Annotated in this window: 24 protein-coding genes and 1 pseudogene; 11 read left to right on the top strand and 14 right to left on the bottom strand. The window is 73.5% G+C overall.

Features of this window, described 5'->3' with window-relative positions; all coding sequences use genetic code 11:
* Positions 1-10: 10 nt before the first annotated feature.
* From ASF78_RS19900 to ASF78_RS19915, 4 genes and pseudogenes are all read right to left on the bottom strand, one after another.
* Positions 11-1,939 (bottom strand): FtsX-like permease family protein, encoded by a 1,929-nt coding sequence (locus tag ASF78_RS19900; protein ID WP_056593665.1) that lies wholly within the window; start codon positions 1,937-1,939, stop codon positions 11-13.
* A pseudogene (locus tag ASF78_RS19905) lies at positions 1,936-2,669 on the bottom strand (ABC transporter ATP-binding protein). The gene ASF78_RS19900 and the pseudogene ASF78_RS19905 overlap by 4 nt, the downstream one beginning before the upstream one ends.
* Positions 2,666-3,220, bottom strand: coding sequence for a PadR family transcriptional regulator (locus ASF78_RS19910; protein ID WP_056593669.1), 555 nt, complete (start codon positions 3,218-3,220; stop codon positions 2,666-2,668). The pseudogene ASF78_RS19905 and the gene ASF78_RS19910 overlap by 4 nt, the downstream one beginning before the upstream one ends.
* A 142-nt stretch (positions 3,221-3,362) precedes the next feature.
* A complete protein-coding gene (locus tag ASF78_RS19915; protein WP_056593672.1) occupies positions 3,363-5,954 on the bottom strand; it encodes a rhamnogalacturonan lyase in 2,592 nt (863 codons plus the stop codon).
* A 269-nt stretch (positions 5,955-6,223) separates the two neighbouring features.
* Between ASF78_RS19915 and ASF78_RS19920 the strand changes: the two genes are divergently transcribed.
* The 4 genes from ASF78_RS19920 to ASF78_RS19935 all read left to right on the top strand — a co-directional run bounded on the left by ASF78_RS19920 (position 6,224) and on the right by ASF78_RS19935 (position 8,814).
* Positions 6,224-6,520 (top strand): type II toxin-antitoxin system VapB family antitoxin, encoded by a 297-nt coding sequence (locus tag ASF78_RS19920; RefSeq protein WP_055919049.1) that lies wholly within the window; start codon positions 6,224-6,226, stop codon positions 6,518-6,520.
* Entirely contained in the window at positions 6,517-7,143 is a 627-nt protein-coding gene (locus tag ASF78_RS19925) for a LytR C-terminal domain-containing protein (protein ID WP_056593675.1), read from the top strand. Before ASF78_RS19920 ends, ASF78_RS19925 begins: the two co-directional genes overlap by 4 nt.
* An 84-nt stretch (positions 7,144-7,227) precedes the next feature.
* The gene (locus tag ASF78_RS22500; RefSeq protein WP_056593678.1) at positions 7,228-7,410 is read left to right on the top strand and encodes a hypothetical protein; all 183 of its coding nucleotides are present in this window, start codon (positions 7,228-7,230) and stop codon (positions 7,408-7,410) included.
* 153 nt (positions 7,411-7,563) lie between these two features.
* The gene (locus ASF78_RS19935; RefSeq protein WP_056593681.1) at positions 7,564-8,814 is read left to right on the top strand and encodes a glycosyltransferase 87 family protein; all 1,251 of its coding nucleotides are present in this window, start codon (positions 7,564-7,566) and stop codon (positions 8,812-8,814) included.
* On the opposite strand, the gene ASF78_RS19940 is transcribed toward ASF78_RS19935, so the two are convergent.
* Genes ASF78_RS19940 through ASF78_RS19955 form a run of 4 tightly spaced genes read right to left on the bottom strand, consistent with a single transcriptional unit; the run spans position 8,757 to position 12,408 of the window.
* Positions 8,757-9,977: a 1-acyl-sn-glycerol-3-phosphate acyltransferase gene (locus tag ASF78_RS19940; RefSeq protein ID WP_056593684.1), complete on the bottom strand. Its 1,221-nt coding sequence runs from the start codon at positions 9,975-9,977 to the stop codon at positions 8,757-8,759. The two genes, ASF78_RS19935 and ASF78_RS19940, sit on opposite strands and share 58 nt — an antisense overlap.
* Positions 9,974-10,852, bottom strand: coding sequence for a phosphatidate cytidylyltransferase (locus tag ASF78_RS19945; RefSeq protein WP_056593688.1), 879 nt, complete (start codon positions 10,850-10,852; stop codon positions 9,974-9,976). Before ASF78_RS19945 ends, ASF78_RS19940 begins: the two co-directional genes overlap by 4 nt.
* A complete protein-coding gene (locus ASF78_RS19950; RefSeq protein WP_056593691.1) occupies positions 10,849-11,433 on the bottom strand; it encodes a CDP-alcohol phosphatidyltransferase family protein in 585 nt (194 codons plus the stop codon). Before ASF78_RS19950 ends, ASF78_RS19945 begins: the two co-directional genes overlap by 4 nt.
* A gap of 51 nt (positions 11,434-11,484) precedes the next feature.
* Positions 11,485-12,408: an LLM class F420-dependent oxidoreductase gene (locus ASF78_RS19955; protein ID WP_056594093.1), complete on the bottom strand. Its 924-nt coding sequence runs from the start codon at positions 12,406-12,408 to the stop codon at positions 11,485-11,487.
* Positions 12,409-12,464: 56 nt separating this feature from the next.
* Here ASF78_RS19955 and ASF78_RS19960 point away from each other — a divergent pair, with 56 nt between their 5' ends.
* Together ASF78_RS19960 and ASF78_RS19965 are read left to right on the top strand one after the other, a co-directional pair.
* Complete coding sequence (locus ASF78_RS19960) at positions 12,465-13,109, top strand: DUF1684 domain-containing protein (RefSeq protein WP_235518715.1); 645 nt, start codon at positions 12,465-12,467, stop codon at positions 13,107-13,109.
* Positions 13,106-13,924 (top strand): hypothetical protein, encoded by an 819-nt coding sequence (locus ASF78_RS19965; protein WP_056593694.1) that lies wholly within the window; start codon positions 13,106-13,108, stop codon positions 13,922-13,924. Before ASF78_RS19960 ends, ASF78_RS19965 begins: the two co-directional genes overlap by 4 nt.
* Positions 13,925-14,029: 105 nt before the next feature.
* Here the strand turns inward: ASF78_RS19965 and ASF78_RS19970 are convergent, their stop codons facing one another.
* From ASF78_RS19970 to ASF78_RS19990, 5 genes are all read right to left on the bottom strand, one after another.
* Positions 14,030-14,947 (bottom strand): Fpg/Nei family DNA glycosylase, encoded by a 918-nt coding sequence (locus tag ASF78_RS19970; protein WP_056593696.1) that lies wholly within the window; start codon positions 14,945-14,947, stop codon positions 14,030-14,032.
* Positions 14,948-14,957: 10 nt separating this feature from the next.
* Entirely contained in the window at positions 14,958-16,850 is a 1,893-nt protein-coding gene (locus ASF78_RS19975; protein ID WP_082495220.1) for an AAA family ATPase, read from the bottom strand.
* Between the two features lie 124 nt (positions 16,851-16,974).
* Positions 16,975-17,769: a tyrosine-protein phosphatase gene (locus ASF78_RS19980; protein WP_235518717.1), complete on the bottom strand. Its 795-nt coding sequence runs from the start codon at positions 17,767-17,769 to the stop codon at positions 16,975-16,977.
* A 5-nt stretch (positions 17,770-17,774) separates the two neighbouring features.
* Positions 17,775-18,998 (bottom strand): RNA polymerase sigma factor, encoded by a 1,224-nt coding sequence (locus ASF78_RS19985; protein ID WP_056593702.1) that lies wholly within the window; start codon positions 18,996-18,998, stop codon positions 17,775-17,777.
* Positions 18,988-19,374, bottom strand: a complete 387-nt coding sequence (locus tag ASF78_RS19990; protein ID WP_056594102.1) for a YciI family protein — start codon at positions 19,372-19,374, stop codon at positions 18,988-18,990. Before ASF78_RS19990 ends, ASF78_RS19985 begins: the two co-directional genes overlap by 11 nt.
* A 150-nt stretch (positions 19,375-19,524) precedes the next feature.
* On the opposite strand from ASF78_RS19990, the gene ASF78_RS19995 reads away from it, so the two are divergent.
* The 3 genes from ASF78_RS19995 to ASF78_RS20005 are packed head-to-tail and all read left to right on the top strand — an operon-like array spanning position 19,525 to position 21,865.
* Positions 19,525-20,403, top strand: a complete 879-nt coding sequence (locus tag ASF78_RS19995) for a L,D-transpeptidase family protein (protein WP_056594105.1) — start codon at positions 19,525-19,527, stop codon at positions 20,401-20,403.
* A 44-nt stretch (positions 20,404-20,447) separates the two neighbouring features.
* Positions 20,448-21,122: a phosphatase PAP2 family protein gene (locus ASF78_RS20000; RefSeq protein WP_056593705.1), complete on the top strand. Its 675-nt coding sequence runs from the start codon at positions 20,448-20,450 to the stop codon at positions 21,120-21,122.
* On the top strand, positions 21,122-21,865 hold the full coding sequence (locus ASF78_RS20005) for a phosphatase PAP2 family protein (RefSeq protein WP_056593708.1): 744 nt from the start codon (positions 21,122-21,124) through the stop codon (positions 21,863-21,865). Before ASF78_RS20000 ends, ASF78_RS20005 begins: the two co-directional genes overlap by 1 nt.
* Here the strand turns inward: ASF78_RS20005 and ASF78_RS20010 are convergent.
* Positions 21,848-22,453 carry a hypothetical protein gene (locus ASF78_RS20010; RefSeq protein WP_056593711.1) on the bottom strand — a complete coding sequence of 202 codons (606 nt, stop codon included), beginning with the start codon at positions 22,451-22,453 and terminating at the stop codon, positions 21,848-21,850. The two genes, ASF78_RS20005 and ASF78_RS20010, sit on opposite strands and share 18 nt — an antisense overlap.
* A gap of 63 nt (positions 22,454-22,516) precedes the next feature.
* On the opposite strand from ASF78_RS20010, the gene ASF78_RS20015 reads away from it, so the two are divergent.
* Complete coding sequence (locus ASF78_RS20015) at positions 22,517-23,077, top strand: hypothetical protein (protein WP_056593714.1); 561 nt, start codon at positions 22,517-22,519, stop codon at positions 23,075-23,077.
* Positions 23,071-23,982: a hypothetical protein gene (locus ASF78_RS20020; protein ID WP_056593717.1), complete on the top strand. Its 912-nt coding sequence runs from the start codon at positions 23,071-23,073 to the stop codon at positions 23,980-23,982. The genes ASF78_RS20015 and ASF78_RS20020 overlap by 7 nt, the downstream gene beginning before the upstream one ends.
* The last annotated feature ends 5 nt before the right edge of the window (positions 23,983-23,987 follow it).

A 23,987-nucleotide genomic window follows, 5' to 3' on the forward strand; every position in this document is an offset into this window, starting at 1 on the left:
GGGACCCCCGTCAGCGGTCGGGGTGCCGGGACAGCTCCGCCCTGGTCGACGCCGTCAGCGCGGAGACCAGCGCGACGACGATCGGCAGGACGACCAGGAGCACCGTCATGGGCACCCCCGGGATCACCACGTCCGGGGCGGACCGACCCCACCCCGCCCGGACCTCGAGCAGCAGGGCCGCCAGGGCGATGCCCGCCGGGACACCGCACCACGCACCCGCCGTCGCGACGAGCCCTGCCTGACCTGCGGCGACACGTCGGCGGGTGCCCGGCGGGGCGCCGACCGCCTCGAGCGTCTCGAGGTCGGCGCGCGCCTCCTGCGCGGCGAGCGCGGTGACCACCCAGGTGACCAGGAGGACCGCGACGATGCCGCCCGCGACCAGCCCGTACAGCGTGGCGGTGTCCTGGAAGGCGGGCGGTCCGTTGTCCATCACGACGACGTCTCCGCCCCCGTTCCCGAGCACTGCGACCTGCCAGTCGTCGAGCGGGCCCTTGCCCGACGCGATGACACCGACGTCGTGGACCGTGAGGCCGAGCGTGTCGGCGGCATCCTGCGAGAGGACGACGGCCGCGTAGCGCCCGATGCTCTCCGCGGGTGCCGCCTGCACCACCGCCTCAGTGGAGCTGCCGAGCACGCTGAGGCGGACCGCGCCGTCGTCGATCGCGCCGGCGTCAGCGACCAGGACGCGACCCGCAGCCAGGTCGGCGCCGGCCTGCGCGGGCAGACCCAGCGCCTCGGCGAGCGCGGCGTCACCGACGAGGGGGCCCAGGCTGGGCAGCAGGGACCCGCCCGAGATCTGACCGCCGACCACGACCACGGGCGGCCCCTCCGGACCGACCGCGGCCCGGACCGTCGTCGCGTCCTCGATGCCCGCCAGCGCCAGCCGGTCCGCGAGGGCGTCGCGGTCGTCCGATTCGTCCAGGTCGGTGAGCACCAGCGCCGACCCGATCGGCGCCGCCGCCACGTACCGGCTCACCTCCTGGGCGTGCTGGCTCTGCTGGTAGACCATCGCCGAGGTCGCGAGGGCGACCATCGCCAGGCTCGCCGCGACCGCGGGCAGCACGCGGAGGCGGTGCCGGGCGGCGTCGCGCAGGACGAACATGGTCACGGCCCGGCGCGCCGGGAGCCGCTCCACCAGCCCGAGCAGCACGCCGACGACCGCGATCAGGCCGACCTCCGCGACCACCACGCCGACGATCACCTGGACCGGGCGGGAGGTGGCGCCCTGCACCGCGAGGAACGCGCCTGCGGCGACGGCGAGCAGGGCGACGGGCAGGATCCAGGGCGCGCTGCGGTGGGACGGACCCTCCAGCCGTCCACCCCGCAGCGCGCCCAGGTCGGAGTCGCGCATGGCGACGATCGCGGGGTACCAGGCGGCGGCGACGGCCACCGCGGTCCCGAAGAGTGCCGCGGCGAGCGCCCCCAGGGCGCCAGTGAGCGGCTCGCCCGGCGTGGCGACGGGGATCGCGAGGAGCACGATCACGTAGGCCACCACCGCGCCGATCGTCGCGCCGAGCACCCCGCAGATCAGCCCGGGTGCCAGGATCGCGCGGCGCAGGTCGGACGGCCGGGCCCCGGCGGCCGACAGCATTCCCAGCTCCCGCACCCGGCGACGCACCCCCAGCAGGAACGCCGGGGTGATGAGCAGGATCGCCTGCACTGCGGCGAGCGCGCCCACGACGCCGAGCGTCGTCAGGGTCGCGGGATCGACCTGGAACCTCGCGAGGAAGCCGAACCGCGTCCCGCTGATCCCCAGGCCGGCCCCCGGGGTGACCGCGCGGGCCAGCATGACCGCGGGGAGCGCGACGACGGCCGTCGCGACGGCGACGAGCACGACGACCAGGGCCGACCGGAGCCGGTGCGCGGAGGCGTCGCGCCGCCCGAGCCGGAGCGCGACGGCCCAGCGGGCGGCCAGCGGCACCTCGGCCGGCGCGCTCACCGGGCGACCTCCCGCGCCAGGAGGAGCTCGGGTCCACCTGCGTCACCTGTCGTGTCGACCAGGCGTCCGTCGCGCAGGAAGACCGTGCGGTCCGCCCAGGCCGCGTACCGGGCGTCATGGGTCACCAGCACGCCGCACGCGCCGGCGTCGATCCGCGCCCGGAGCAGCCGCATCACGTCCTCGCCGGTCACCGAGTCGAGTGCGCCGGTCGGCTCGTCGGCGAGCACCAGGCGGCGCGGGCCGACGAGTGCGCGGGCGATCGCGATGCGCTGCTGCTGGCCGCCGGAGAGCTCGGCGGGGAACCGGTCGGCCGCGTCAGCGAGGCCCACCTCGGTCAGCGCCTGCAGCGCCTCGTCCCGCGCGGCGGCCCGCCGGACGCCGTCGAGCTCCCGCGGCAGCGCCACGTTCTCGGCAGCGGTGAGCGACGGGACGAGGTTGAGCTGCTGGAACACGTAGCCGATGCCGCGACGGCGGGCCCCGCGCGGTGCGCCCGGCCCAGTGCGCCGAGGTTCTCCCCCGCGACGGTGACCGAGCCCGACGTGGGGACGTCGAGACCGCCCAGCAGGTGCAGGAGCGTCGACTTGCCGGAGCCCGAGGGACCCATGACGGCGACCAGCTCGCCGAGCCGGACGTCGAGGTCGACGTCGACGAGCGCGCGGACGGCGGTCGCGCCCGTGCCGTGCACGCGGGTCAGGCCACGGGCGGTGACCAGGACCGGACCGAGGCTCATCGGGACACCTCGTCGCGCACGGGCACCGGCGCCTTCCGTCGGGCCGGAGCGGTCGTGACCCGCGCCTCGACGTGGTCGAGCCAGCGGACCTCCGCTTCCGCGGCGAACACCAGGTTGTCCAGCACGAGCGACCACGCGAGGTCGTCGGGACCGGTGCTCGCCTTGAGGCGGGTGAGGTCCCGCAGCGCGCGCAGCGTCTCGGTGCGCTGGGCTTGGACGAGCCGCACGACGTCGACGCCGGGCACGGTCACGGCGAGCGCGAGCTTGATGGCGAGCTCGTCGCGCGACGGGGTGCTGCGCACGACGGGGGTGCCCCACCAGCGGTCCAGCTCGGCACGGCCCGCGGCGGTGAGCGCGTACTGCGGCACGTCGTCGCTCAGGCTCGGGCTCTCGACGAGGCCGTCGCGGACCAGCCGGTCGAGCGTCGTCGACACCTGGCCCATGTTGAGCGGCCAGGTGCCGCCGGTGCGCTGCTCGAACTGCTGGCGGAGCTGGTAGGCGTGCATCGGCTCGTCCGCGAGCAGCGCGAGCATCCCTTGCCGGACCGACATCTCGACCTCCGTAGTTACTCGGTAACTAGAAGTTTCGCAGTAACCCGTCGACGGTCAAGCGACACGCAGAAGGGCGCCGGTCGGTAGTGACCCCGACCGGCGCCCTGTGGGTCGCGCGTTGCCCTCGCGGACCCCTCGATACTCAGTCGAGCATCGAGATCACCTGCTGGGCCTGGTACCCGAGGATCGCCCGGGCGGCCGGGGTGACGGTGGAGAGCCGCGTCCGCGGCGTGAGGAGCTCCACGTACGCCTTCAGCGACTTCACGGCGATCTTCTCGTTGCCGGCGTCGGCCGCCTTGTCGGCCACCTCGACCGCGGCGAGCAGCCCGGCGGCCGCGACCCCCTTGACCGCACCGGAGGATATCTGCGCCTTGGTGGCGTCACGCAGCGCGTCGATGCTGCCCGGGGCGTAGAACGACGGCACCGGCACCTGCGTGTAGTCCGTGTCCGAGGCCAGGTAGAAGCCCACGTCCGACGGCTGGTTGTAGGTCGTCTGCTGACGGGCGACCTCGACGCGGTACTGCGGGTCGTGCATGAGCGTGTACATCTTCGTGTGGCTCAGGTCGGTGTTGATGAAGAGCCGGATCGCGGTGGAGTCCTCGGTACGGACCAGCAGTTCCTCGCGCGAGTCGCCCAGGACGTCCGCCACCAGCGACGGGTTGCCCTTGGTGCCGTTGTTCGACCGCGTCCCCGTGGCGGTCAGCTGGCGGCCGCGGGTCCAGTCGTCGATCGTCACGTCTTGAGCCGCGGACCCGTTGACGATCTGCGTCGTGCCGTCCGGCAGCCACTTGATGCTCATGTTGGTACCGGGGATGGCACCCGGGGTGACGACGCCTGCCGCCGAGTACAGCCCGAGCGAGTCCGTGCCGCCGGGCAGGCTGGCCCAGACCTCACGGCCGCGGACGTCCGGGAGCACGTCACCGACCATGGAGCGGCCCGTGTCCCGCCCGGAGTACACGCCGAAGAGGACCTCGCCGGTCTTCGCGTCGCGCATCGCCATGCCGTAGGGCGCGAACGTGCCGCCCTCGTGGGCCGTGTAGATCTCCAGACCCGGGCGGTCCGGGTCGATGTCCGTCACGTGCATCGCGTCGCCGTGGCCCAGGCGGACCACCTCGCCGGGTGCGGCACTGCCGGGGGGCAGCGTGTCGAACGACGAGTACAGGACGGAGCCGTCGTCGTCGATCGTGGCGGCGCCGTAGACGATCTCCTGCTTGCCGTCGCCGTCCACGTCGGACGCCGCCAGCGAGTGGAAGCCCTGCGTCGTGATCTTCCCGTAGACCGGGTCGGTGCCGTCGCGGCCGTGGGGACCGTCGTTGAACGGGTTGGTCAGCGGGACGTGGCCCGAGTCGACGTACCAGCGCTCCTTGAGCTTCTTGCCGTCCCAGTCGTACGCGACGAGCGTGGTGCGCGTGTAGTAGCCGCGGGCGAAGATCGCCGACGGCGTCTGCCCGTCGAGGTACGCGACCCCGGCGAGGAAGCGGTCGACGCGGTTGCCCGGCTCGATGCGGGCCATCGCGTAGTCGCCCCAGAGCAGACCGTCGTCGCCGCGACCCGGCTTGTAGTCGATCGTCTGGAGCTCCTTGCCGGTGGCTCCCGCGAACACCGTGAGGTACTCGGGACCGTCGACGATGAAGCCCTCGAAGTTGCGCAGCACGTTGCGCGCGCTGCGGGCGGGCGCATAGACGTCGATGAAGTAGTTCGCCAGCGCCGTCGCATCCTCCGTGGAGAGCGGGTAGGCGTACTGCGGTGCGATGCCGAGCGCCGCCTCGACGGTGGACGGCCAGCGGCCCGCGACGACCTCGGGGTGGCTGCTCCAGCCCTGGAGCATGGTGACCAGGTGGTCGAAGTAGCCCTGCTTGCTCAGCCGGTAGTCGGTGGCGTCGGTGACACCCGCGGCACGGTCGCGCTTCGGCAGCGACACGTACTTCTCGCTCGCCACGGAGCCGTCGGCCTTGTAGGTCGTGATCTTGCTGCCGGGGGCCGTCTTCATCATGAGCTCGGCCTTGCCGTCACCGTCGTAGTCGTAGACGGGGAACTGCGTGTAGTGCGCGCCGGCGCGGATGTTCACGCCCAGGTCGATGCGCCACAGCTGCGTACCGTCCTGCTCGTAGGCGTCGACGAAGACGTTGCCGGTGTAGCCGATCTGGCTGACGTCCTTCGAGTTCGACGGGTCCCACTTGACGATGTACTCGTACTGGCCGTCGCCGTCGACGTCGGCCACGGACATGTCGTTCGCGGAGTAGGTGTAGGCCTCGCCCACGGGGGTGACGCCGTCGGCCGGCTTGGTCATCGGGATGTCGAGCGACGCCTGCGCCCACGGGGTCGCCTCCGCGCCGTCGACCTCGACGCCGCCGACGACCGCGGCGACCCGGTAGCGCGAGGCCGGCGTACCGGCGGGGTCGACGAAGTTCGTGGAGTCGGTGACCGTGCCGAGCAGGGTGCCGTCGCGGTAGACCGCGAAGTCGGGACCGGCGAGTCCGGTCGCCGTCGCGCCGGTGACCTCGCCGGCGAGCAGTCGCCAGGTCAGGAACACGCCCTGGGGCGTGACGGCGGCGACGAGTCCTCGGTCGAGGCGCTCGAGGGTGAGGCCGTCGGGACCCTTGGTGGGCCCGTGCGCGGCGAGGTGCGCCGGCGCCGGTGCTGCGGTGGCGGGGGTGGCGGCGAGGGTGCCGACGAGCACCACGGAGCCGGCGATCGCCGTGAGCGTTCGTCCTCGTCGTTGCGTCAGACTCATCCTTGAATCCTTTCAATCGGCTAGGCGTCCCCCACGGGGGAAGGGGTTGCTCCCGATGAGGAAAGCCGGGGGCGCCTTTGACCCCGACCGCCCACGACCGTATCGCCTGAATCACCCGAGTCAACCCTTCCTGCGACATTCGCCGGAAACCGTCGCCGGGAGCGCTCCCGCCGACGGAAACCGCTATCCCTCCCCCTGCTCCCACGGCCCGTGCTGACGTCACCCGCATGAACGTCACGGAGCGTCGGGGCGTCACCTAGACTCCCTCCGTGATCTTCAAGGCGGTGGGCGAGGGCAGGCCCTACCCTGAGCACGGTCTCGAGACCGCCAAGCAGTGGGCCGAGGTCCCGCCGCGCCAGGTGCGGCTCGACGAGCTCGTGACGACCAAGCGCACCCTCGACCTCGACGCGCTGCTCGCGGAGGACTCCACGTTCTACGGGGACCTGTTCGCGCACGTCGTGCAGTACCGCGGCGTCATGTACCTGGAGGACGGTCTGCACCGGGCCGTCCGTGCGGCGCTGCACCAGCGCGCGCTGCTCCACGCCCGGGTGCTGGTGATCAAGTGACCGAGCCGGACCGCGCCCGTCAGCTGCGCCGGCGGCACATGCACGAGCGGCAGGCCGTCATCTTCGGCGTGCTCCTCGCGGCCCTCGCGCTCGCCGGCCTCGGTGCCGCGGCGATGTTCACCGGCAGCCTGAACCTGCCCGTGTTCGCCCGTGACTTCTCGACCCCGGTCACCCCCACGACGCTGCAGGACCCGTACCCGTGCCCGCCGGCCGGGGCGCTGCCGGTGGCCACCAACCAGATCAGCGTGAAGGTCTTCAACGCGACGACCCGCGTCGGCCTCGCCGGTGTCACGAGCGCGAGCCTGACGGAGCGCGGCTTCCTCGTCGTGACCACGGAGAACGCCGCAGTCACCTACGACGGCACGGCACGCATCATCTTCGGCGTCGCCGGTGTCGCTCAGGCGTACACGCTCGCGGCACACATCGACGGCGCGGTCCTCGTCCTCGACCCCCGTGCGGACGCCACCCTCGACCTGGCTCTCGGCGCGAAGTTCGCCGAGCTCAAGGCCCCCGACACCGTCGTGCTCGACCCCGCAGTCCCCCTCGTGGCCCCGCCGGGCTGCACCCCGTTCGACGAGGTCGCCGCACCCGCGGCCCCGACGGAGACCCCCGCCGCCGGCTGACGGCCGTCGTGCGCGGCGGGGACGACCGTGCGACCGTGAGGGTCTGCCGTGGTCACCGACCACGGACGACGAGGGAGGTCGACGATGACCGAGACCGACAGCACGCCCGACCCCGTCCGCGAGACGGCCCCGGAGGCACCGCCCGCACCCGACGACGCGCAGCGCGACGACGAGTCCGTCGACTCCGCCCGCGGAGCCGTGTTCCCGATCGCGGGTGCGCAGGCGGGCACGGTGCCGCCGCCGATCGTCCCGGGCCGCCCCGGCTGACACTCACAGCGAGCAGGGCCGCGACGAGGCCGACGGGCGGGCTAGCCTGAGCACCTGCCCGCTCGTCGGCCCCGTCCGGCCACTGCCTCGGAGGTCGCACTGCTCCGCCGCCTGCTGCACTCCACCACGGCCGTCTGGGTCGCGTTCGTCCTCGTGCACGGCTGGCTCGCGCTCGTCGGCCTGGTCCTGATCCCCCAGGAGGCGTTCTGGGACCTCGACCTCTACCGCTACTGGATGTGGCTGGGGCTCAACGACGGGCAGTGGCCCGTGCTCTCGGGCTCCTGGGTGTACCCCGCGGGTGCGATCGTCCCGATGCTCGCCGCCGCGGTCGGCGGTGCGGGCGGTGGCTCCGCGTACGCGACGGTGTGGGCGCTGATGATCACCGTGCTCGACGCGGTCGCGCTCGCGTTCCTGCTGCACACCCGCAGGCCCGACCGTCCGCAGGAGCCACCGACCCCGGTCGGCGCGTGGTGGTGGCTCGCGTTCCTGGTGCTGCTGGGCCCGGTCGCGATGGGCCGCCTCGACGCGGTGATCGCTCCCGTCGTCGTCGTGGCGCTGTCGATCGCCCTGAACCACCCGCGGATCACCTCCGCGCTCCTGACCGCCGCAGCCTGGGTCAAGGTCGCCCCCGGCGCCCTGCTGATCGCGCTCTTCGTGGCGGTCCGCCGGCCGTGGCGCAGCGTGGTGGTGCCCGCGGCGATCGTCAGCGTCGTCGTCGTCGGCACCGTCGCCGCGCTCGGTGGGCTTCCGCACGTGGCGTCGTTCCTGACCGAGCAGGAGGAGCGCGGGCTGCAGATCGAGTCGCCCGGAGCCACCCCGTGGCTGGTCGCCGGGCTCTTCTCCGCCTCCATCACCCGGTACCTGAACGAGCCCATCGTCACGTGGGAGATCACGGGACCCGGCACGCAGGGCGCAGCGGACGTGCTGGGTGCGCTCTTCTTCGTCGCGCTCGGTGCGGCGGCGCTGCTGCTGTGGTGGCGGCGCGAGCAGCTCGGTGCCCGGATGTGGTCCGGCGGGATCGCGCGCACGGAGCTGCTGGTCCGGGGCGCGATGCTCCTGACGCTGGCGATGCTGGTGTTCAACAAGGTGGGATCACCGCAGTACATCGGCTGGCTGGCGCCGCCCGTGGCGGTCGCCCTCGCGCTGGCGCTGCCCGGCTGGCGGACCACCGCGTGGCTCGTGCTGGGCACCGCGGCGGCGACGCAGGTGGTGTTCCCCTGGTTCTACACCGAGGTGGTCTCCGGCGGGCCCGCTGTCACCCTGACGCTCGCCGCGCGGAACGTCGCGCTCGTCGTCCTGCTGGTGCACACCGTGATCGCGCTGGTCAGGCCCGTGCCCGGCGACGATCAGCCCGACGCCTTGCGCCGCCAGGACCGGATCACCAGCGCGAGCCCGGCCGCGTAGGTCACCCCGAGCACGCCGAGATAGGGCACGTAGAACCGTCGCAGCACCGGGTGCCCGACCACGGCCGCGCCTCCGATCGCCGCACCCATCGCCGCGGCCCGGGCACCGCGGGCACCGGCCGTGTGCACCGCGAGCGGGATCCGCGGGATGCGCGCGTCTCCGGCCGCGGCGGCGTAGAGCTTGACCGGGACACCGTTCGCCGCCTGCCTCCACACACCCCGCGCCCCGGCAGCCATGTGCTGGGCCGCGGCGTCACGCATCGTGGCCGTGGTCAGCGGGGCCGGTGGCCGCAGGCCGCGTCTGGTCAGCTCCGAGGTGACCAGCACGCCCGCGACCGAGCCGGCGGTGAGCCACGCGGCCGCGGGCAGGATCCGCCGCGGGTTGGCGACCCCGACGACGGCCAGGTACATCTCCATCGTCACCGGCCAGCTGACGGCCTCCGCGAACCCCCACGCGGCGGCGCCCGCCATCCCGGCCCTCCCGTCCATGGCGCGGTGCAGCAAGCTCCACGTGCGCGACTGCGACGCCGTCGCGGGGCCCTCGGCGAGCAGGGCCTCGAGCTGGTGGGCGACCGGGGACATGTCGTCGTCGACGAGGTCCTCCGGCTGGATGGGGTGGCCGAGCCGGACCTCGACGGGCCCGGGGTGCAGACCGCCGCCCTTGGGCAGCAGGTCGCGGGTGCCGACGATGGCGACGGGCAGGATCGGGACGTCGAACTCGCGGGCGATCCGGACTGCCCCGCTGCGCAGCTCCCCCAGCCGGCCGTCGGTGCTGCGGGTGCCCTCCGGGAACACGAGCAGGCTGGACCCTGCGCCCAGCACCGTCTGGGCGCCGTCCACCAGCCCGGAGTAGCCCCCGCCGGTGCGGTGCACCGGGACCGCACCGATGGCGAGCTTGAGGCCCAGCCGCATCCACGCCTTCTCGAACCAGTAGTCCTCCGCCGCCACGACCACGGGCTTGTACGGCGCGGGGAAGGCCGCGATGAGCGCCGGCGTGTCCGCGTGCGAGCTGTGGTTGGCGACGATGACCATCGCCTCGTACGGCGCCGACCCGCGCACCTTGTACCCACCCACCAGGTGGAACACGTTGCGCCAGAGCGTGTGCCGCACGGCACCGGCCAGGTTGAACCCGGGCGGCAGGCCCACCCGGCGGCGCGACGTCACGCGAGCACCGCCGCGAGCGGCAGGACGAGCAGCAAGGAGTCCACGCGGTCCAGCAGACCACCGAAGCCGGGCAGCCACGCCCCGGCGTCCTTGACCCCCGCCCGGCGCTTCACCATCGACTCCAACAGGTCCCCTCCGACGCTTCCGAGCAGCACGGCGACGTACAGGCCCGGCGAGGCGGAGTCCAGCACGACCAGCACGATCGCGGCCCCGACGGCGGCTCCGACCATACCGCCGACGGTCTTGTTCGGACTGAGCCGGGAGAGTGGTCGTCGCGCCCACGCGAACCGGCGCAGGCCCGTCCCGCCGCACCAGGCCGCGATGTCGGTCGCGGCGGCCGCGAAGCACAGCAGGTACGCGTCACTGCCGACGAGGACCAGGTTGGCCAGCGACCAGCACAGCCAGATCGACCCGAAGGCCGTCAAGGTGGCCCGTTCGAGTCCTCGCTCGGAGTCGCCGGCGACCAGGGCGGGGACCGCGCAGAGCAGCGCCACCAGAGGCACCAGGGCGAGCAGGTCCGGGGCCAGCCAGGCCGCCAGCGGGTACGCCACCGCGAGCACCAGGAGGAGCGTCGTCTCGGCGCGGGGCAGCCGCATCATCGCGGCGAACTCGCGCACCGCCTGGAGCGCGAGCAGCGCCGCGAGCGCCGCCGTCGGACCCGGGCCGAGCCACATGGGGATACCGATGACGGGCAGGATCAGCGCCCAGGTGGTCCAGCGGCGGCGGAGCTCCGGCTTGCCCGAGAGGAACACCGGGACGGCCGCGAGCGCCAGGATCGTCACGCTGACGGCCAGCAGCCAGACGGCCCGGCCCTCGAGGTCGAGGTGCCACCCGAGCAGCCGGAGGTGGACCTCGAGGTCCGGCACGAGGTTCACGCGAGCAGACGGCGCAGCTCGCGCAGCCGCGTGCCGGCCGTCGCGAGCGACATCCCGATCATGATGGGCAGCAGGATCGGCGACAGCCCCGGCGCGGCCACCAGGAGGACCACGGCGAGGCAGCGCTCCGTCTTGCCGAACGGTCCCCCGTTGAGCCGGGGGGCGCCCGCCCCGGCACCGGCCAGCGACGCGACCGTCGGCAGCGTCGCGCAGACCGCGGCGACCAGCACGAACACGAGGCCAGCCGTGCCCTGCACACGCCCCAGGAGGACGGCCAGGCCGGCGAACATCAGCAGGTCGCTGAGCCGGTCCCCGACCTCGTTGACCACGAAGCCCCACGGTCGTGACACCCCGCGGGCCCGGGCGACCGCCCCGTCGAGGTTGGCACCGGCCAGGCGTCCCGCCAGGAGGACCAGGACGAGGAACCACCAGCCGACCGCGATCGCGACGCCCGCAGCGGCGGCGCTGAGCACACCGAGCCACGTGAACACGTCCGGGGACACCGACCGGAGGACGGCCCACCGGACGACGCCGTCGAGCTGTCGGGTGTACCAGGGTTTGAGTGCATACAGGCCGCGCATGCCGGGACCCTAGCGAGTTCTGCGGGGCGCCCGTGCACTCTCACCCACAGGTCACCCCAGCTGCGTCGCGACCTCCGACGCCACCAGCTCCAGGTGATCCAGGTCGTGCAGGTCGAGCACCTGGAGGTACACGCGCGTGATGCCGAGCTCCCGGTAGGAGCCGATCCGGTCGACGACGGCGGTCGGCGTCCCGGCGAACCCGACCGCGCGCACCTCGCCGACGTCGCGCCCGATGGCGTCCGCCCGACGGGCCACCTCGGCGTCGTCGCGCCCCGCGCACAGCACCTGCGCGACGGAGAACGTGAGGGTCGACGGGTCCCGGCCGGCCTCCTCGCACGCGGCCCGGACGGTCGCGACGCGGCCCTGGACGTCCGCCGGCGCGGGGAACGACTGGTTGAACTCGGCGGCGTACCTCGCGGCGAGGGCGGGGGTGCGCTTCGGGCCGCTGCCCCCGACGATGATCGGCACGCGGGACTGCACGGGCTTGGGCAGCGCCGGCGAGTGCTTGAGCTGGTAGTGCTCACCCGCGAAGTCGTAGTGCTCCCCCACCGGTGTCCCCCACAGGCCGGTGATCAGCTCGAGCTGCTCGGTGAGCAGGCCGAACCGCTTCTCCGGGAACGGGATCCCGTACGCCGCGTGCTCCTGCGCGAACCACCCGGCACCGAGCCCCAGCTCGACGCGGCCGCCCGACATCTGGTCCACCTGCGCCACCTGGATGGCCAGCACGCCCGGGTGCCGGAACGTGGCCGACGAGACCAGGGTGCCCAGCCGGATGCGGCTGGTCTCGCGCGCCAGGCCAGCGAGCGTCGTCCACGCGTCGGTGGGACCCGGCAGACCGTCACCGGAGCCCATGCTCAGGTAGTGGTCGGACCGGAAGAAGGCGTCGAAGCCGAGGTCCTCCGTGGCCTTGGCGACGGCGAGCAGGTCGTCGTACGTGGCCCCCTGCTGGGGCTCGGTGAAGATGCGCAGATCCATGGCGACCACCCTCACACAGGTCGACCCGGGACGGCGCACCGTGCGACGGTGGGGACGTGATCCCCGCCATCGTGACCGGCCGCCATCCTGCCGACGAGCCGTTCGCGGTCGCCGACTGGCGGCGTCGGGTCGCCGGGATCTACGCGGACGTCCGCCGGATCGGTGCCGACGACCCGGCGTCCGCGCACGCCGTCTGGGTCCAGCGTCGCGACGAGCTGCTCGCCGAGCACCCGGCGTCACCGCTGGACGCGGCGGCCAAGTCGGCGTTCGAGGGCCTCGACGTCCCGCACCACGACCCGGCCTACCGGTTCGAGTGCGACGTCCTGCCCGCGACCGCCCAGCGGCTCGACGTGAGCACCGGTGCCGACGGCGTGGTGCCGTTCGAGCGCATCGGGACCGTCGTGCTGGGCGACCTGGGCACGCTCGCCGTGTGGGTGATCCGCGGGTACGGGGGCGGCCTGTTCGTCCCGCTGAAGGACGCGCTGGCGGGGGCACCCGGCGGCACGTACGGCGGTGGGCGGTACCTGCTGGACACCATCAAGGGGGCGGATCTCGGCATGGCACAGGACAAGCTCGTCATCGATCTCAACTTCGCGTACAACCCGTCGTGCGCGTACGACCCGGCGTGGACCTGCCCGTTGGCCACCCGGGCCAACACGCTCGGTGTCGACGTGCCCGTGGGCGAACGGATGAGGCCGTGAGCGCCCTGACCTCGATGTGGGCGTGGGACAACCCCGTCGCGCGCACCGTCGACGCCCGCGGCCGGGACTACGCACCCGCCGAGCCCGCCGACCTCGTCGCGTTCTGCCAGGACCGCGCCCTCCAGCGCGTCTTCCTCTCGGCACCGTGGGCCGCCGACGAAGGGCCGGTCGGTGACTGGTTCGGTGCGGCGACCACCGCGCTGCAGACCGCCGGCGTCGCGGTCGGCCCCCTCGGCGGCGACCCGGGGTGGCTCGGCCAGCCGTCGCTCGCGGTCACCTGGGCCCTGACCGCCCTGCGCTCCGGCCCGAGCGACAGCATCCAGCTCGACGTCGAACCCTGGGCGACCTCCGGGTGGCCGGCGAACCGGGACCAGCTCTGCGCGCAGTGGCTGACCCTGCTGGACGGCGTCCTCGCGGCGCTGCCGGCCGGCGTCTCGCTGGGGGTCGACACCCCGTGGTGGCTCGCGCACGAGGCGTGGGAGGGCGGCACCCTGCTCGACGCGATCCTCGACCGGGTCGGGCGGGTCGGTGTCGTCGCGTTCAGCGACCACGCGCAGGGACCCGACGGGATCGTCGCGCTGGCCGGTCCCGCCGTCGTGGCGGCGTCGGCGGCGGGTCTGCCGTTCACGGTGGGAGTCGAGACGGACACCGCGGAGGTCGCGGGCGGTGCCCAGTTCACGTTCATCGACGAGGGCCCGCTGGTCCTGGAGCAGGAGACCGCGCTCGTCGCGGACGCGTTCGGCACGCTCCCCGGCTACGAGGGCGTCACGGTCGAGCACCACCGCACGTGGCGCGCGCTGCTGGGCCTGGACTGACGTCCGCGCCGAGCTCGTCGGGTACAGCCGAACTCGTCGGCTGCAACCGACGAGCTCGGCCGGGACCGACGAGTTCGGCGGGTGGTCCGATGCGATGGTCGCGCGTCAGACCTGGCAGGTCGGGCACCAGTACAGCTTGCGGGTGGCCATCTCCTCGACGACCACCGGGGTGCCGCTGACCAGGCACGGCTCCCCTGCGCGGTGGTAGACCCAGTTCCGCAGCGCGGGGTCCGTGACCGCCTCGGCCCACTGCGCGTCGGAGAGGTCCTCCCGCGTGAGGATGAAGCCCTCCTCGATGCCGTCGGCGAGGAGCACCGCCCAGTCGTCCCACAGCGCCCGGGCGACCGCGCGCGGGACCCGACGACCCGGGGTGTGCGGGTCGAGGCGCGCCCGGAACAGCAGCTCCGCGCGATAGATGTTGCCGATGCCCGCGACCACCGTCTGGTCCATGAGGAGCTGCCCGACGGCGACGTTCCGGGAGGTCAGCCGGTCCACCATCACCTCGCCGGCCGCGGCGACGTCGTCGGTCGACGCCGGGTCCGGTCCGAGCCGCGCGATCGCCGCAGCGGCGCCCGCGGGATCGAGGACCTCGCACGCCGACGGACCGCGCAGGTCGGCGACGGTGGCGTCCGACGCCAGGCGGACCCGGACCTGCCCGACGGGCTCGGGCGGGAACACCTCGCCGACCGGGACCTCCCGCTCGCCCTCGCCCATCCGGACCGCCCTGCGCAGCCGCGGCGCGCCCATCGAACCGGCCGCGAACCCGCCCGGCACCAGCGGCGTGAGCGACCCGTAGAAGTCCCACGCGCCGTACAGACCCAGGTGCACGCGCAGGACGTCGCCCGACTCGAACGTGCAGAACAGCTGCTTGCCGACGGCGTCCGCCGCCACGAGGGCCTGACCGTCGACGCGCGCCGCACCGGCGGCGAACCTCCCCTGCGGGGAGCTGACGGCGAGCCGTCGACCGACGAGGTCCTGGGTGAGCTGGCGGGCGATGCGGTGGACGGTATGACCCTCGGGCACGTCCCGAAGGCTAGGCCACGCGCAGCCGCTCCGCCGCCGCGCCCGCGGCCGCCGCAGCTCCGGCCGCCGTCGCCGCGCTGCGGTCGCTCTCCTCGCGCGCCAGCAGCTGCTCCTGCGCCAGGGTCGCGGCCTCGAGGACGTCGGTGATCTCCTCGCCGATGAGCTCGTGCCGCTCGAGCAGCGCGTCACGCAACGCCTCGACGAGGTGGCGGTGCCGCGAGAGCATCCGCCGCACGGTGGTCCGGGCGTCGTCGAGGACGGCCTCCAGCTGCGCGCGGGCCTGCGCGTCGCTGAGCACCGCGGAGACCAGGTCGTGCGGCGTGGCGGCGAACGAGATGAGCGAGCCCGTCATGCCGGCCGCGCCGACCATCTGCGCGGCGGTCCGCGTCGCCGAGGCGAGGTCACCGGCGGGGCCGGTGCTGGTCTGCCCGAAGAACAGCTCCTCGGCCACCCACCCGCCCATCGCGATCTGCACGAGCGCGCGCAGGTCGTAGTGCGAGTGGGTCCAGACCTCCTCGCAGTCCCCGTGCGCGAGCAGCCCGAGCGCGTCACCACGGCGGATGATCGTGAGCACCTCGAGCGTCCGGTTGGGTGCGGCGAGCCACGCGGTGACGGCATGGCCGGCTTCGTGGGTGGCGATGAGGCGCTGCTCGGCGTCGGTATACCGGACGGGCTGGCCGATGCCGACCATCTCGGTGATCCGGGCGTGCTCGACGTCTGCGTAGGTCATCGCCATCGAGCCGCGGCGCAGCGCGTTGACCAGCGCCTCGTCCAGCAGGTGCTCGATCATGACCGGGGTCCAGCCGTTCGTCGCCGCGGCGAGGCGGTCGCGCAGCGCCGGGTCGTCCAGCTCGGAGTCGGTGGAGCGTCGCGCCAGGAAGTGGTCGACGAGCGCCCGTCGGCCGACGGCGTCCGGCGTCGCGAACGTCAGCCGGCGGTCGAAGCGACCGGGCCGCAGCAGTGCCGGGTCGAGCGAGTCGGCGCGGTTGGTGGCGGCGATCAGGAGGATCGGCGCCTTGACCGGCTTGCGCTGCTGCAGCTGACGCGAGGCCGGCAGCAGCAGGTTGATCCGCGCGACGAACCAGTTGACGAACTTGTCGGACCCGGTCGGCTGGTCGAACGACTGCATCTGCACCAGCAGCTCGTTCACGACGCCCCCGGTGCCCTCACTGACCACCGCGTTGGTGACCACCTGCGGGACCCGGAACGCGTCGAACGGGCTGGACGCGACCGCGGCGGACGCCATGCCACCGCGCCGGATGGCGATGGCGTCGATCTCCTCGATGAAGCCGATCGCGCCGCCCTCGGTCCGGGCCGCCTTGCGCAGCGCCTTGAAGTACGCGCGGATCTTCTTGGCGGTGGCGCCGTAGTACATCGACTGGAACGACGTCGCGGACACGAACAGGAACGGCACCCCCGCCTCGGCCGCCATGGCCTTCGCGGTCATCGTCTTGCCCGTGCCGGGCAGGCCCTCGAACAGCAGCCCGCGGCGGGGTGTGCCGCCCATCTGCTCGGCGAACTGCTTGTGCGTCTGGAACAGGTCGATCGAGCGACGCACGTCCTCCTTGACGGGGTCGATCCCGATGACGTCGTCGAGCCGCACGTCCACCTGCTCCGGCCGGTAGACCACGTGAGGGGAGCGCGCGGTGCCGACCTGCATGCCGACCAGCAGCACCAGCAGAGCCGCGAAGAAGAGCACCGGCACGAGGATCAACGGGTCGATCGTCGGCACGGGCGGGACGATCGGGCGGTCGAGCAGGGCGTTGACGATGACCCAGGTCTCGATCGCGATCACCAACGCCGCTGCGCGGTAGACCCGCTTGCGGCGGACCCGGTCGCGCTCGACGGCGATGTCGTGCGCGCCCCGTCGGATGGGGGACAGGATCTCGTCGGCCACAGGCATGCCTTTCCCTCGGCGCCTGGGTTCAGACGACGCTGCGTCGCGGGAGGTGCGATCAGCCCATCGTGGGTCCGGCCGGGTGCGTCGGCAATATCGGACATACCGGACCACCCGAACGGTCCAACGTTCATCCGTCGGTGCGCAGGGTCCTCCGGAGGGTCTCGACCTCGATCGTGCTCAGCCCCAGGCCGTCGGTCAGGTAGCCCTGGAACGAGCCGAACTCCTCGTGCAGGGTGCTCAGTGCGGCCTGCAGGTACTCCGCGCGGACCTCCAGCAGCGGCCGCAGGAGCTCCGGGTCCCCGCCCATGGCGGCGAGCTGCTGCAGGAGCGGCGCGAACGTCGCCCGGACCGCGGGGTTCACCGCGAGGAACTCCTCCAGGGCACCCGCCTCGTCCACGCCGGCGGCCAGCAGCAGGATCGTCGCCGCCCACCCCGTGCGGTCCTTGCCGGCCGTGCAGTGGAAGAGCACCGGTGTCCGCTCGGGGTCGACGACGGTCCGCGCGAACGCCGCATAGGCCGTCCGGGCGGCCTCGCCGACGACGAGCCGGCGGTAGACCGTGAGCATCTCCCCCGCCAGGTCGAGGTCCGCCAGCACGTGCACGTCGCCGCCCGCGAGCAGCGTCGGCAGCTGCGCGGCGGCCCCGCCCGGCAGGTCCGCGAGCGCGTCGAGCACCAGCAGCTGTGCACCGGCGGGCACCTGGTCGGGGCGCGGGTCCCGCTCGGCGTCGGTGCGCAGGTCGACGACGGTCCGGATGCCGAGGTCCGCGAGCGCGGCATCCGTGAGGACGGAGGCGTCCGACAGCTCGGCCGACCGGTAGGCGACGCCCGTCGCGACCCTGCCACCGTCGGCGGTGGCCCGGCCTCCCAGGTCCCGGAGGTTGGTGACGGCGGGGGACTGGAGGATGTGCGGGTCGACGGTCACCCGGGTCAGGGTGCCAGCCCGCGCCGCAGCCGCGCCACCTGCACCCGGAGGTAGTCGCGCTCCGCGAGGCTCGTGGTCCCGTGCGACGCCTGCAGGAGCTGCTCGGCGGCCTCCTGCGGCCGGCCGGCCCGCTCCAGCAGGTGCCCTCGCACGGCGGCGAGACGGTGATGACCGGGGAGCCGGTCGTCGAGGGTCGCCAGCAGCGCCAGGCCGGCGTCGGGGCCATCGACCATCGCCAGCGCCACCGCGCGGTTGAGGGTGACCATCGGGTTGCCGGTCATCCGTTCCAGCAGGCCGTACAGCGCGAGCAGCTGCGGCCAGTCCGTCGCGTCGGTGCTCGGCGCCTCGTCGTGCACGGCGGCGATCGCGGCTTGCAGCTGGTACTCCCCCACGGCGCCGCGCGCGAGCGCGTCCTCGACGAGCGCGACGCCCTCGTCGACCATCACCCGGTCCCACAGCGCGCGGTCCTGGTCGGCCAGCGAGACCAGCTCGCCGTGCGGGCCCGTGCGGGCGGGCCGGCGGGCGTCGGTGAGCAGGACGAGGGCGAGCAGACCGGTGACCTCGGGGTCGTCGGGCAGGCTCGCGTGCAGGCTCCGGGTCAGGCGCAGGGCCTCCACGGCCAGGTCGGCGCGGGCCACCGTCGGACCGGTGGTGCTGGCGTAGCCCTCGTTGAACATCAGGTACAGGACGCGCAGGACGGCGCGGAGCCGCTCGGCGTACTCGTCCGCCGACGGCATCCGGAACGGCCCGTCGAGCTCGCGCAGCGTCCGGCGCGCGCGGCTCAGGCGCTGCGCCATCGTCGGCTCCGGGACCAGGAACGCGCGGGCGATCTCCGCCGTCGTCAGGCCGCCGACGGAGCGCAGCGTGAGCGCGACGGCCGACGCCGGGCTGAGCGCCGGGTGGCAGCAGCCGAACAGCAGGAGCAGGGAGTCGTCGTGACCGGAGGCCGCCGTCTCGACGGTCTCCATCGCGGCGAGCACCTCCTCGCGGCGTCGTCGCGCGTCCTCGCTGCGGTACCGGTCGACCAGCTTGTGCTGCCCGACGACGATCAGCCAGGCGCGGGGGTTGTCCGGCACCCCCTGCTCGGGCCACTGGGTGGCAGCCGCGAGCAGCGCGTCCTGGAGGGCGTCCTGCGCGTCCGCGAGGTCGCCGCACCGGCGGACCAGCACGCCGAGGACCTGCGGCGCGAGCTCGCGCAGCAGGTCCTCGGGGACCGGGTCACTCGGCAGGAGCGGGGGCCTCCATCAGGGCACGGACCTCGAACTCCTGACGCATCGGGGCGCCGTCGGGCCCGGGTGCCGCCGACGCCCGGGCGGCGATCGCGATGGCGCGGGCCTCGTCCTCGACGTCGACCATCCAGTACCCCGCGAGGAACTCCTTCGACTCCGCGAACGGCCCGTCGGTCACCACGGGGGCGGACACCCCGTCGCTCGTGACGAACTTCGCGGTGTCCGGCCACGCGAGCCCCTGCCCGTCGACGAGCTCGCCGTTGGCCACCAGCTCCGCCCCGAGGTCCTGCTGGAACTGGATGTGGCGCCGGATGTCCTCCGGTGCCCACTCGTCGATCGGGGGGACCCCCTCGACGTAGTACTTCATCATCAGCATGTACTTCACCGTGCACTCCGTCCCTCGGGGCTGCTCTCGTCCGGTGGTCGGAGCCGCGCGCAGGTTCTCGACACGCATCCTGTCGGCAATCTGCCGACGACGACAGGTGAGGTTTGGCTCCGGCGGGCACGCGGGCGCACCATGGCAGCGATGACAAGGACACGCGTGGTGCGCGCGACGACGACGGCCGTGCTGGTGGCCGTCCTCGCGGGAGCCTGCGCGCAGGGGCCCGCGACCCCGGCGGCCCCGGTCCTCGTCGCCGCGCCCGTGGCCGTCGAGAAGCTCGCCGCACCGGCCGTCCCCCCGCCCCCCGCCGCGGACCTGAGCGCGCTGCCGGTCATCGACCTCCTGCACGTCGTCCCCGGCCTGCCTGGTCTCGACGGCCTCACGCAGCGGGAGAACCCCGACCCTGCGCTCGGCCGCTGGCAGACCGTCGTCGTGGTGCGCGAGACCGCGGGCCGCGTGGCCCCCGCCGGGGCGGCCGTCGGCGTCGTCCCACCCCTGACGCTCGAGGTGCGGACCACTCTGCCCGTCATCGACCAGCGCGGCCGGTGGCTGCGCGTCATGGTCGCCACCCGCGGCGCCCTGCCCAGCCAGGACGTCGCGCAGACCAACGGCCGCAGCGTGTGGATCGACTCCGCCGACACCGAGGCGGCCGGTACCGACTGGTCGATCCAGGTGGACGTCGCCGCGCAGACGATCACCGTCGACGACGGCACGACCGCCCACGTCCTGCCCGTGAAGGCCACCGGCGCCCCGGGCACACCCACTCCGCACGTCCCCGCGTTCCTGGTGGGCACCCGCTGGCTGCAGCCCGGTACGACGACGCCGCGCGTGCTCCTGCTCTCGACGCAGAGCGAGACGATCGACCACTACGACAAGCCGACCGGCACCGCCGTGACCGCCATCCACACGACGACCCTGCGTGGCGTGGGCGCCGTGTCGAACGGCTGCGTCCGGGTGGGTGACGACGTGCTCGACCTGGTCTGGCAGGCGCCCGCCGGGACGGTCGTCACGACCGTCGGCTGACCGTTCGACGAGCGCTCCCGCACGCCCGCACCTAGCCTCCGGGGATGCGACCCCTGCCGCTCCGCCGCCGCGCGCTCCTGCGCGCGGCCGCGTTCGGGTTCGCGTTCACCGTCCCCGTCGCCGTGCTCGCGTACCTCGTGCGAGCCGAGGTCGACAGCGTCATCACCTTCGATCAGCGGTCCATCCAGGCCGCCACCGAGTACACGCGCGACCACCCGGGCGTGCACCAGGCGCTGCTCGTCTGGCAGGAGCTGTTCCAGGCGAGGTGGGTCAACCTCGCCGCGACGCTGGTCTGCGTGTGGGTGTGGCGCCGGCACGGGCTGACCACCCGGGCGCTGTGGGCGTTCCTCACGATCATGGCCGCGTGGGCGCTCCAGCTCGGCGCCAAGGGGCTGGTCCAGCGGGCCCGCCCCGTCGTCGACGACGCCCTCGCGCACGCCCCCGGTTCCAGCTTCCCGTCGGGCCACGCGACGAACACCGCAGCCGTCGCCCTCACCCTGACGCTGCTGCTCTGGCCCCTGCTCGGACCCCGCGGCCGCGTCGTCGTCCCGCTCGTGGCCGCTACCTGCACGATCCTGACCGCCGTCGACCGCGTGATGCTCGGCGTGCACTACCCCTCCGACGTCGTCGCAGGGATCGCCCTCGGGACCGCCCTCGCGGGTGCGTCCTACCTCGGCTACAGCGGCTGGTCCGCGACGGCCCCCGACCAGGAGAAGTGATGCACACCTTCCTGCACCGCTACGAGCTGGACACGTCGGCCCCCACCCGCAAGGAGGCCTGGCGGGACTTCGCCGTCCGCGTCCTCCTGCCCGCGGTCGCCCTCTGGGCGGTCATCGTCGGCGTCGGGTTCCTCATCACCGGCCCCCTGGACAACCTGCCCGGCGAGGCCGCCGTCAACGAGTGGTTCGTCGAGCAGCGCACCTCCACGCTCGACGCGGTCACCGCGGTGCTGTCCGCCATCGGCACCACCGAGTTCATCATCGGCGCGTGCGTCCTGTTCGTCGCGCTCTTCTGGTGGCGCACCAAGCAGTGGTGGCTCGCGATCGTGCCGCCGCAGGCCATCGCCGTGCAGGCCATCGTGTTCATGACCGCCGCCCTCGTCGTCGGCCGCGAACGCCCCGACGTCGAGAAGCTCGACGAGTCGCCGCCCACGTCCTCCTACCCCAGCGGCCACACCGGCGCGTCGACCGCGTTCTACGTCGTCCTCGCGATGCTCGCCCAGCGCATCGAGCACCGAGCCCTGCGCATCGTCGTCACCGTCGTCTGCCTGCTCGTGCCCCTCGCCGTCGGCACCGCCCGCCTCTACCGCGGCATGCACAGCCTGTCCGACGTGACGATGGGCCTGCTCAACGGCCTGGTCTGCGCGTTCCTCGCCTGGAACTACCTGCGTCGGGACACGTCGTCGGCGGGCGCTGCAGTGTCGTCGGCGAAGCGCAGCCTGAGGTCAGTCGGGCGCTCGTAGTCCCAGAGAGCCCAGCTCGAGGGTCGCCAGCGCCCGGACGACGTCCGGATCTCTCCTGCGCCAGGCGTTCGCCGGGTCCTCGCTCACCCTGGCAAGCGCTCGGACCGGCTGCGTCGCGAGGGCCCGGAGGGCGAACAGGTCCAGGTCGGCCGCGGAGTCAAGGATCCGCCCAGCTGCCCGGGCGCGTCCGACGAAACGGAGCCGGACCAGCAACCAGACGCCCACGACCAACAGGATCGGGACCGCGGCGACCGTCAGCCCCAGCACCAACGCGATCTGGTGCGCCCCCTCCTGCACCTCCACACCCGCGTCCGCGATCGAGTCCGCCGCACCGCCGGCCGCGGTGAACGGCGCGCGCACGTCATCGCCGACCAGCGGGACGCGGGCGACCGTGTCGCCGGCGGAGGTCAGGCTCTCCGAGAGCGACGACCCGGCCGCCTCCAGCGTGCGCCCGGGCGCGGCGAGCTGGCCGACGACGTCGTAGACCTCCCGACCGGCACGGACCCACAGGACCACCCAGCCGACGACGATCAGGTCGGCGACGATCTGGCGGGCACGTCGCCACGGAGTCTGCGCGTAGAGGATCACGCGGACATCCTGGCGCGGACGTGAGCTGAGTGCCCGCCCGGTTCGTTCAACTAGAGTCGCTGTGTGCTTGCCTCCCGACGCGCCCTCCTGCCGACCTGCATCCTCCTGGTCGCGGGGGTCGTCGCATCCTGCAGCGGCCCCGACGACACCACGCCCGCCACCCCGTCGGCCCCTGCGACGTCGGCCGAAGCCCCGTCGCCCAGCCCCACGTCGTCGACCGGCCTGACCGCGGCCGACGAGGCCGAGGTGGCCGAGGCGTGGGAGAAGTACTGGGACGCACGCGTCGCGGCCTTCAACGGCCCGAACCCGGACCCTGCGCTCTGGGCGGGCTTCGCCGGCGACGAGATCATCGGGAGCGAGACGGCCGCCGCCCAGGACTACCTCGACAACGGCATCGTCTTCACCGGCGACGTGCGCACGTGGGACGTCCGGGTCATCTCCGACGGGGACACACCGGTCCTGGTGGGCTGCGTCGACGAGTCGGGATGGACAGGGACCCAGAACGGCGCGGCGCTCCCTGCGCGGAACAACCCCGTCCACGCGCAGTCGTTCGGCCTCCAACGCACCGACGACGCCTGGCTCCTCACCTACGCGGTCGACCTTCCCGAGGGCATCACATGCTGACGCGCGTCCGGGCTGTGCTGCTGCTCCTGGCCGTCGCCGTCGCGCCACTCCTGATTGCGACGCCCGCCGCCGCGGCGACCTGCACGGTGGCCGTCGAGATGGCGAACGGAGCGATCCGCTACGAGACGGTCGAGTGCGGTTCCGACGGCGGGACCACCAACCCGGGCGGAGGAGGCGGGGGCGGCGAAGGCCCGTCGTGCTACCTGGGGCGCAAGGAAGCGATGAACTACCAGCGGGGCTTCTGCGACGGCGCCCTGTCCTGCTACCAGTACGTTCCGGCGCCCTCGGCGTCCGACCCGAGCACCTGGCCCGCCAAGGACCCCGCTGTCTCCCCCGACGCGATCTGGTCCAACCAGGCCTGCTTCTCGCAGCCGCCCGCCGAGGCCCTGGTCAGCAACGAGTACCTCTGGGTGGAGCCCGGCGACGTGGTCGACCTCGAGGTCGAGGCGACCGTCGCCTACGGGAACCTCGCCACCCCGCCGTTCTCGCTCGCGTTCAACCCGCCACGCCTCGCCGTCGTCGACATCCCGACGTGGTTCTGGGCGGAGGGCGCGACGGCGGGAACCATCACCGGCAGCTCCGCGGCGGGCATGGTCGCGAGCGGCCGACCCCTGCACCTCGAGATCGACCCCGGCGACGGGAGCGGTACCCAGTCGTGCCCCTTCTCGACCGTGCAGAGCGACACCTGCGCGTCCACCTACGAGCGGTCCTCCGCGCGGCAGACGCGCATCGTCGACGACCTCCCCGTCTACACGGCCCGCGCCCGCCTGGTCTACGCCGTCACCTACGCCTTCAACGGCGCCCCGATGACGATCACCGCCGCACCCGACACCCTCACCAGCCCTTGGCAGGAGGCGGCGGTGCCGGTCGCGGAGATCCAGACGCTCGTCGGCCCGCGCCCCTGACGCTC

Origin of the sequence: Cellulomonas sp. Leaf334 (assembly GCF_001424195.1) — a bacterium.
GTDB lineage: Bacteria > Actinomycetota > Actinomycetes > Actinomycetales > Cellulomonadaceae > Cellulomonas.